5 protein-coding genes are annotated in these 8,015 nt (G+C 50.4%); 3 read left to right on the top strand and 2 right to left on the bottom strand.

The features are described from left to right. Positions 1-148: 148 nt before the first annotated feature. Complete coding sequence (locus I6E38_RS09375; RefSeq protein WP_235393735.1) at positions 149-784, top strand: discoidin domain-containing protein; 636 nt, start codon at positions 149-151, stop codon at positions 782-784. A 69-nt stretch (positions 785-853) separates the two neighbouring features. Here the strand turns inward: I6E38_RS09375 and I6E38_RS09370 are convergent, their stop codons facing one another. Beyond that, complete coding sequence (locus I6E38_RS09370; RefSeq protein WP_235393734.1) at positions 854-1,669, bottom strand: patatin-like phospholipase family protein; 816 nt, start codon at positions 1,667-1,669, stop codon at positions 854-856. A gap of 17 nt (positions 1,670-1,686) precedes the next feature. Continuing rightward, a complete protein-coding gene (locus I6E38_RS09365; protein ID WP_235393733.1) occupies positions 1,687-2,793 on the bottom strand; it encodes a hypothetical protein in 1,107 nt (368 codons plus the stop codon). Between the two features lie 241 nt (positions 2,794-3,034). Here I6E38_RS09365 and I6E38_RS09360 point away from each other — a divergent pair, with 241 nt between their 5' ends. Together I6E38_RS09360 and nifJ are read left to right on the top strand one after the other, a co-directional pair. Continuing rightward, positions 3,035-4,231 (top strand): ATP-binding protein, encoded by a 1,197-nt coding sequence (locus tag I6E38_RS09360; protein ID WP_235393732.1) that lies wholly within the window; start codon positions 3,035-3,037, stop codon positions 4,229-4,231. Between the two features lie 36 nt (positions 4,232-4,267). Further along, positions 4,268-7,864: a pyruvate:ferredoxin (flavodoxin) oxidoreductase gene (gene nifJ / locus I6E38_RS09355; protein ID WP_235393731.1), complete on the top strand. Its 3,597-nt coding sequence runs from the start codon at positions 4,268-4,270 to the stop codon at positions 7,862-7,864. Positions 7,865-8,015 lie beyond the last annotated feature (151 nt).

Below are 8,015 nucleotides of genomic sequence, written 5' to 3'. Positions count from 1 at the left end.
AATACGTAAACTTCATTAACGACAAGCCCATTGGCAGAATTAAGTATGCACTAAATTAATTCCGCCAACAGGTTATATCAAGGTAGCATACGACGATCCCGTCAAGGGTCACCGCGTGCTCAACGCCAGCACTTATGCCGACTCAATTATGATTGATGGTCTGTATGCTAAATATGGCGATTTGACCTATACGTTCACAGCAGTAAGCAGAGACGGCGGCGAGAAGGCTCTCTTCACAAAGACTGCAACAGCAGGTTATGTACCTGCCGTTATCAAGGACTTTGAGGTTGGTCCTATCGACCTTACAGCCGCACAGCTTTGGACTGACGACCAGGAGTCTTCAGAGGGTCCTATCGCCAATCTTGTTGACGGCAACAATGCCACTTACTTCCACATGAGTTGGAGTGCGCCTTCACCATGGCCTCACTATATCCGTGTAGACCTTGGCAAGAAGGTAAAGGGCGTATCGTTCTGGTATAAGGGCCGTAACAACGCCAACAACGACAACCCGAAGAGAATGACCATCTTCGCCAGCAACAATGCAGGTGATACTCCTACAGCCGCTAATGCATGGGAGATTGGCAAACTCGGAAGCGATGTTCTGCCAAGTGGTACTGCTCCTGAATTCACTTCAGAAGGTTTGTTCAGTGAGGAGGAATTCCAGTATCTCTGGTTGCAGATTAATGAGGCTTACTCTGGCAGCAATTGGATTGCTATGGCAGAGCTTAGTGTAAAGGAAATGACTCGCTCAAAATACGATCCTGAGAATGAGCCTATCAAGTAGTCTTAGGTAGACATAACAAAAAAACTCCGTGAACAGCGGCTTCAAGCCAATGTTCACGGAGTTTTTTTGTTACTTCTTCCACAATCTTTTTATTGCCTCGAAAATCGAGTGGTGTGCTTGCTGGTATTCGTCCAGAGCCTTGCGCATTTCGCGTTCGCCTATCACGGTGATTTGTGCAGCCTTGTCGTAGTCAAACTCTCCGTATTGCTGCATCTGTGTCTCAACTACAATGTCGGGCTTGGAGATGAGAGCCTGCTGTTTGGTGTTTTGGTCGACCATGATGGCAATAGAGCGCAAAAGCATATTTATGTAGTTGGGAGTCATTTCTTCTTTATAGTTGTGTGTATTCACGTTGACTCCAACGAGCAGGTCGCCACGGTTTCTTGCCACCCGGTTTAGTGGCAGAGCATTAACCAAAGCACCGTCCACAAGCAGCATTTCGTCCTTCTTGATGGGGTCGAAGAAGAGAGGAATGGAAATACTGGAGCGTATAGCTTCGTATAGACTGCCAGAGCGGAAAACAATTTCGCGTCCGCTGTTCCAGTCGGTGGCAACTGCTGTGTAAGGAATGGGCAGGTCTTCGATATTCACATCGGGCACAATCTCTTTCAGGGCATCCATTACCTTAATGCCCTTCACCAGATGGTTGCGGCTGAAGGAGAAGTCGACCAACGAGAATATTTGCTTCTTGCTCAGCCCTAACATCCACTTCTTCACCTCGCTTAGTTTGCCGGCAGCGTACATGCCGCCAATCAACGATCCCATGGAGCAACCGGCAACAGAAGTAATGTTGAAGCCCCTGCGCTCCAACTCTTCAATGGCTCCGATATGAGCCAAGCCGCGAGCGCCTCCGCTCGAAAGTACCAATGCTACATTCTTTTTCATTTTCTTCTTTTTTGGTTTTATGCCAACCCCGTATTCAGTAGGTTTTCTGAGCTTTGCTGTATGCGCAAGCGGTATTTGTCGGCATAGTAGATGCTCATAAGGCGGCGTGGGTCGCGGTCGGTAGGAGTCAGAGCAAGAGCTACGTGTCCCATGGTGCGGCGCAGATTCAGCTCGACGCATGGATGCAGCCAGAAACCGTCGCCGTCGGTGCGTGCCACTGCCATCATGTCTACGCCGAACGGACCAGTGTAAATGTCGTGCATCAGAGGTGCAACCGTCGATTGTATCTGCTGGCAGATGCTGTAGAGCAACTGCATGTCGGCATAGCGCGACAGTATTTCGCGCTTGTCTTTTTCCGTAGCGCAGATGCTGGCTGTATATGCTCCGCCACGAGTGTCGAATAGCGACAGGCCGAGATAGTCGATAGTTCCGTCGGCATTTGCCATAAACTCCATGCCGAAATCGTACACCTTATTATATAGTGGCTCAATCATGATGCCACCCTGCTGGCGCAGTACGCCACGCATCCATCCCAAAAGATGAGTGTCGGGGATGGGTTGTGCCACATAGCGCACACCTCTGCCGCTGCTGCTCCAGGGCGACTTCACCACGCTTCGGCCGTATTGCTGCATAGTCGCCAATGCCTCGTCTTCCGTAGCGCAGTAACGGCTTTCGCCAACTACGCCGGGATTGGCGTCGTGAAGCAAAGGCAGCAGATGTTCGGCTGCAAAACGGCGGCTGCTCATGTGGCGTATCTCGGCAAGGCGTTCGTCGGTAGGCAGCAGATGTTCGAGCGACGGGTCGGCACGCAGCAACTGCTCCTTTATGGTGCAGTCCCATCCCCATGGTGCAATCTGCAAGTCGTGGCGCATGTCGGGCGATATGTGCTTAAGGTCGGCTGGTGTGACGAAAGCTACGTCGTGGGCGTAGCGCTTCACGTGGCGCACCCATTCGAGTGCAGCCTCTACGTCGTCTACCAATACCATGTCGCCATCGTCTGCCCACAACGCAGGCAGAAAAGCAAGGTCGGCGCGCAGCTGGCGTCCGGCATGAGGAGCTGTGAAACGGGGTTGGTTGGCCGCAAGGGCAATGTCGTGTTCGGGATTGAATATATGGAGTTTCATTTCTTTTAGTTGACAAGTTGACGAGTAGACAAGTTGACAAGCTTGTTAGTGCTTGCCAAGTGTCCATAGAATACAAAATTACTTCATTTTTTTCAGATATTTCTCATATATGGCTCAACGAATGTAAAAAAAATAAAAAATCACATATTTTGCAATATTGGGTTTGCAAATAAAGAAATTAATATTACCTTTGCATAGATTAAATCTTAACAAACCAGACAAGAAACAGAATAAAAGCGGAATGGAAGCTTTCTTCAAGACACATAAGTACCTCGTTGAGCATACGGATGCTCCCGTCAGACGTGCCTTAATGGACGAAATTGACTGGAGCGACCGTCTGATTGGCATTAAGGGTACACGAGGTGTGGGAAAGACCACATTCTTGCTGCAGTATGCCAAGGAGAACTTTGATGCCGACGACCGCAAGTGTCTCTATGTGAATATGAATAACTTCTATTTCCAGGGACGTGGCATTGCCGACTTTGCTGCCGACTTCTACAATCTAGGCGGTGAGGTGCTGCTGGTCGACCAGGTGTTCAAGCAGCCCGAATGGAGTAGGGAGCTGCGCCTGTGCCACGACAATTGTCCGGGACTTAAGATAGTGTTCACAGGTTCGAGCGTGATGCGTCTTAAGGACGAGAACCCCGAGCTGAACGGTATTGTAAAGAGTTACAATCTGCGCGGATTCTCATTCCGCGAATACCTGAATCTGCTTACTGGTAGCAAATTGCCAATTTACGGTCTTGACGACATCCTTGAGCACCATGAGGAGATAGCCACTAAGATAATAGGCGAGTGCAGCGATGTGCCCGAATACTTCCGCAGCTATCTGCACCACGGATTCTATCCCTTCTTCCTCGAACACCGCAATTTTGAGGAGAATCTGCTCAAGACGATGAATATGATGACCGAGGTGGACATTCTGCTCATCAAGCAGATTGAACTGAAATATCTCACAAAGATTAAGAAGCTGTTCTATCTGCTGGCTTTGGACGGAGCGAAGGCTCCTAATATCAGCAACCTCGCACACGACATCTCTACCAGCCGTGCCACGGTGATGAATTACATCAAGTATCTCTCCGACGCACGACTGATAAATATGATCTACAACCCGGGTGACGAATTCCCCAAGAAACCTGCCAAGATAATGATGCACAATCCTAATCTGCTGTATGCCATCTATCCCATTGTGGCACGCACTCAGGAGGTGATGGAGACATTCTTTGTCAACACGCTGTGGAAAGACCACAAAGTGCATCAGACGGGCAAGGACGCATGCTACATAGTAGACGACGACCGCCGTTGTCGCATTGTGGATGCTGCGAGCACCTCACGGTTGAGAAATACAGCCAAGACTATCTACGCCGAGTATAACACACCCAACGGCATTGGTAAAGACAACCATGTCCCGCTGTGGCTATTCGGATTATTATACTAAAACAAAAAATACATTAACATTTTATTTTTCAACAAAATGGCTAAAGAAAAAAAGTTTATCACATGTGATGGTAACACAGCTGCCGCTCACGTGAGCTACATGTTCACTGAGGTTGCTGCTATCTATCCTATCACTCCGTCATCTCCGATGGCCGAGCACGTAGATGAATGGGCTGCCAAGGGTCGCAAGAACCTCTTCGGTCAGCGAGTTTCTATCCAGGAAATGGAGTCGGAGGCTGGTGCAGCCGGCGCCCTCCACGGATCGCTCCAGGCTGGTGCCCTCACTTCAACATACACTGCATCGCAGGGTCTGTTGCTGATGATTCCTAACATGTACAAAGTAGCCGGTGAGTTGCTGCCTTGCGTATTCAACGTGTCAGCCCGTACATTGGCTTCTCACTCTCTGTGTATCTTCGGCGACCACCAGGACGTAATGGCTTGCCGTCAGACAGGCTTCGCCATGTTCTGCTCAGGTTCAGTACAGGAGGTTATGGACCTCTCGGCTGTTCCTCACCTCGCTACACTTGAGACATCTGTGCCGTTCATCAACTTCTTCGACGGCTTCCGTACTTCGCACGAGTACCACAAAATCGAGGAGATGGATATGGAAGACATCCGTCCATTGGTAAACCCCGAATATATCAAGCGTTTCCGCGACCGTGCTCTTACACCTGAGCGCCCTGTAACACGCGGTACTGCAGAGAACCCTGAGACATTCTTCACACACCGTGAGGCTTGCAACGAGTACTACGACCGCATTCCTGAGGTAGTAGAGAAGTACCTCGGCGAGATGACCAAAATCACTGGCCGTGAGTATCACCTCTTCAACTACTACGGAGCTGAGGATGCTGAGAATGTAATCATCCTCATGGGTTCGGCTACAGAGCCTGCTCGTGAGGCTATCGACTACCTCAACAAGCAGGGCAAGAAGGTTGGTATGGTGGCTGTTCACCTCTACCGTCCGTTCTCAGTAGACTTCCTGAAGAAGGCTCTTCCTGCTACAGTTAAGCGCATCGCTGTTCTCGACCGCACTAAGGAGCCGGGTGCTGAGGGCGAACCTCTGTACCTCGACGTTAAGTCGGCTCTCTACGACGACGAGCGCAAGCCGCTTATCGTTGGTGGCCGCTACGGTCTCGGTTCTTCAGATACAACACCTGCCAAGATTGTTGCTGTATTCAAGAACCTCGAGCTCCCGCAGCCTAAGAACCACTTCACTGTTGGTATCGTTGACGACGTTACATTCACTTCACTTCCTGAGGAAGAGGAAATCCCGATGGGCGGCGACGACCTGTTCGAGGCTAAGTTCTACGGACTCGGTGCTGACGGTACTGTAGGTGCAAACAAGAACTCTGTACAGATTATCGGTAACAACACCGACAAGTACTGCCAGGCTTACTTCTCTTACGACTCAAAGAAGTCAGGTGGTTTCACTTGCTCACACCTCCGTTTCGGCGACAGCCCAATCCACAGCGCATATCAGGTAAATACTCCTAACTTCGTGGCTTGCCACGTACAGGCTTACCTGCACATGTACGATGTTACTCGCGGTCTGCGTAAGAACGGCTTCTTCCTGTTGAACACTATCTTCGACGGCGAGGAACTCGTTAACTTCATTCCTAACAAGGTAAAGCGCTGCTTCGCTCAGAACAACATCACTGTTTACTATATCAACGCTACCAAGATTGCTCAGGAGATTGGTCTCGGCAACCGTACCAACACTATCCTCCAGTCGGCATTCTTCCGCATCACAGAGGTAATTCCTTTGGATCTCGCAGTAGAGCAGATGAAGGCATTCATCGTTAAGTCTTACTCAAAGAAGGGTCAGGACGTTGTTGACAAGAACTTCGCAGCCGTTGACCGCGGTGGTGAGTACAAGCAGCTCACTGTTGATCCGGCATGGGCTAACCTCGCTGACGAGGAGGCTAAGGAAGACAACGCTCCCGCATTCGTTAAGGAGCTCGTTCGTCCTATCAACGGCCAGGCTGGTGACTTGCTGAAGGTTTCTGACTTCGTTAAGCACAACACCGTAGACGGTACATGGGAGAACGGCACTTCTGCATTCGAGAAGCGTGGTGTAGAGGCATTCGTTCCGGTATGGAATGTTGAGAACTGTATCCAGTGTAACAAGTGTTCATTCGTTTGTCCTCACGCTGCCATCCGTCCGTTCGTTCTTACAGACGAGGAGCTCGCTGGCATCGAGGGTCTCGAGACTCAGGAGATCAAGGCTCCGGCTGCTCTGAAGGGCATGCACTTCCGCATTGAGACTTCTGTACTCGACTGTCTTGGCTGCGGCAACTGTGCCGACGTCTGCCCGGGCAAGAAGAACAAGGAGACTGGTGAGCTCGAGAAGGCTCTCAAGATGGTTCCGTTCAACGTAGACGCAGAGGATATGCAGAAGGAAGCACAGAACTGGGAGTACCTTGTTCACAATGTTGCTTCTAAGCAGGATCTCGTAGACATCAAGCAGAGCCCGAAGAACTCTCAGTTCGCTCAGCCTCTGTTCGAGTTCTCTGGCGCTTGCTCTGGTTGCGGTGAGACTCCGTACGTTAAGCTCATCTCTCAGCTCTTCGGTGACCGTCAGATGATTGCCAACGCTACTGGTTGCTCTTCTATCTACTCAGCTTCTATCCCGTCAACACCTTACACAAAGAACGCTAAGGGTCAGGGTCCTGCATTCGACAACTCATTGTTCGAGGACTTCTGCGAGTTCGGTCTTGGTATGGTACTCGGCAACAAGAAGATGAAGGAGCGCATCTGCCACCTCCTCGAAGAGGCTAAGGCTGACGAGCACGTTCCTGCAGAGTTCGTAGCTGCTGCTGACAAGTGGATGGCTAACATGAACGATTCAGAGGGTTCTAAGGAGGCTGCTGCCGAGCTTAAGCCGCTCATCGCCGCTGGTGCTGAGAAGGGTTGTCCGGTTTGCGCTGAATTGAAGACTCTCGACCACTACCTCGTAAAGCGCAGCCAGTGGATTATCGGTGGCGACGGTGCTTCTTACGATATCGGTTACGGCGGTCTCGACCACGTATTGGCTTCTGGTGAGGACGTTAACATCCTCGTTCTCGATACTGAGGTTTACTCTAACACTGGTGGTCAGTCGTCTAAGTCTACTCCGCTCGGCGCTATCGCTCAGTTTGCTGCTCAGGGCAAGCGTATCCGCAAGAAGGACCTCGGCTTGATGCAGACAACTTACGGCTACATCTACGTAGCTCAGATTGCTATGGGTGCTGACAATGCTCAGACATTGAAGGCTATCCGCGAGGCTGAGGCTTATCCAGGTCCGTCACTCATCATCGCTTACGCTCCGTGTATCAACCACGGCTTGAAGCGCAAGGGCGGTATGGGTCGTTCACAGAACGAGGAGAAGCTAGCTGTCGACTGCGGTTACTGGCACTTGTGGCGTTTCAACCCACAGTTGGCTGACGAGGGCAAGAACCCGTTCACACTCGACTCTAAGGCTCCGAAGTGGGATGACTTCCGCGACTTCCTCCTCGGTGAGGTTCGTTATCTGTCAGTACAGAAGGCATTCCCGAAGGAGGCCGACGAGCTCTTCACACAGGCAGAGAAGATGGCTAAGCTCCGCTACCAGACTTACGTTCGTAAGAGCCAGGAGGACTGGAGCGAGCAGATCTAAAAAAGACTGATTAATATTATATAAAAAAGTGGCAACACAGGAGAGTCATGACCTCCAGTGTTGTCACTTTTTTTGTTTACGAAGTTGCCAGTCTCGCAAATTATGATTAGTTTTGCATTCTGCATTCAAGAAACTAACGATTTCATACAGA

The organism is Leyella stercorea (genome assembly GCF_021531355.1).
GTDB lineage: Bacteria > Bacteroidota > Bacteroidia > Bacteroidales > Bacteroidaceae > Prevotella.
The sequence above is the reverse complement of the archived record's forward strand: the minus strand, read 5'-3'. Positions and strand labels throughout refer to the sequence as shown.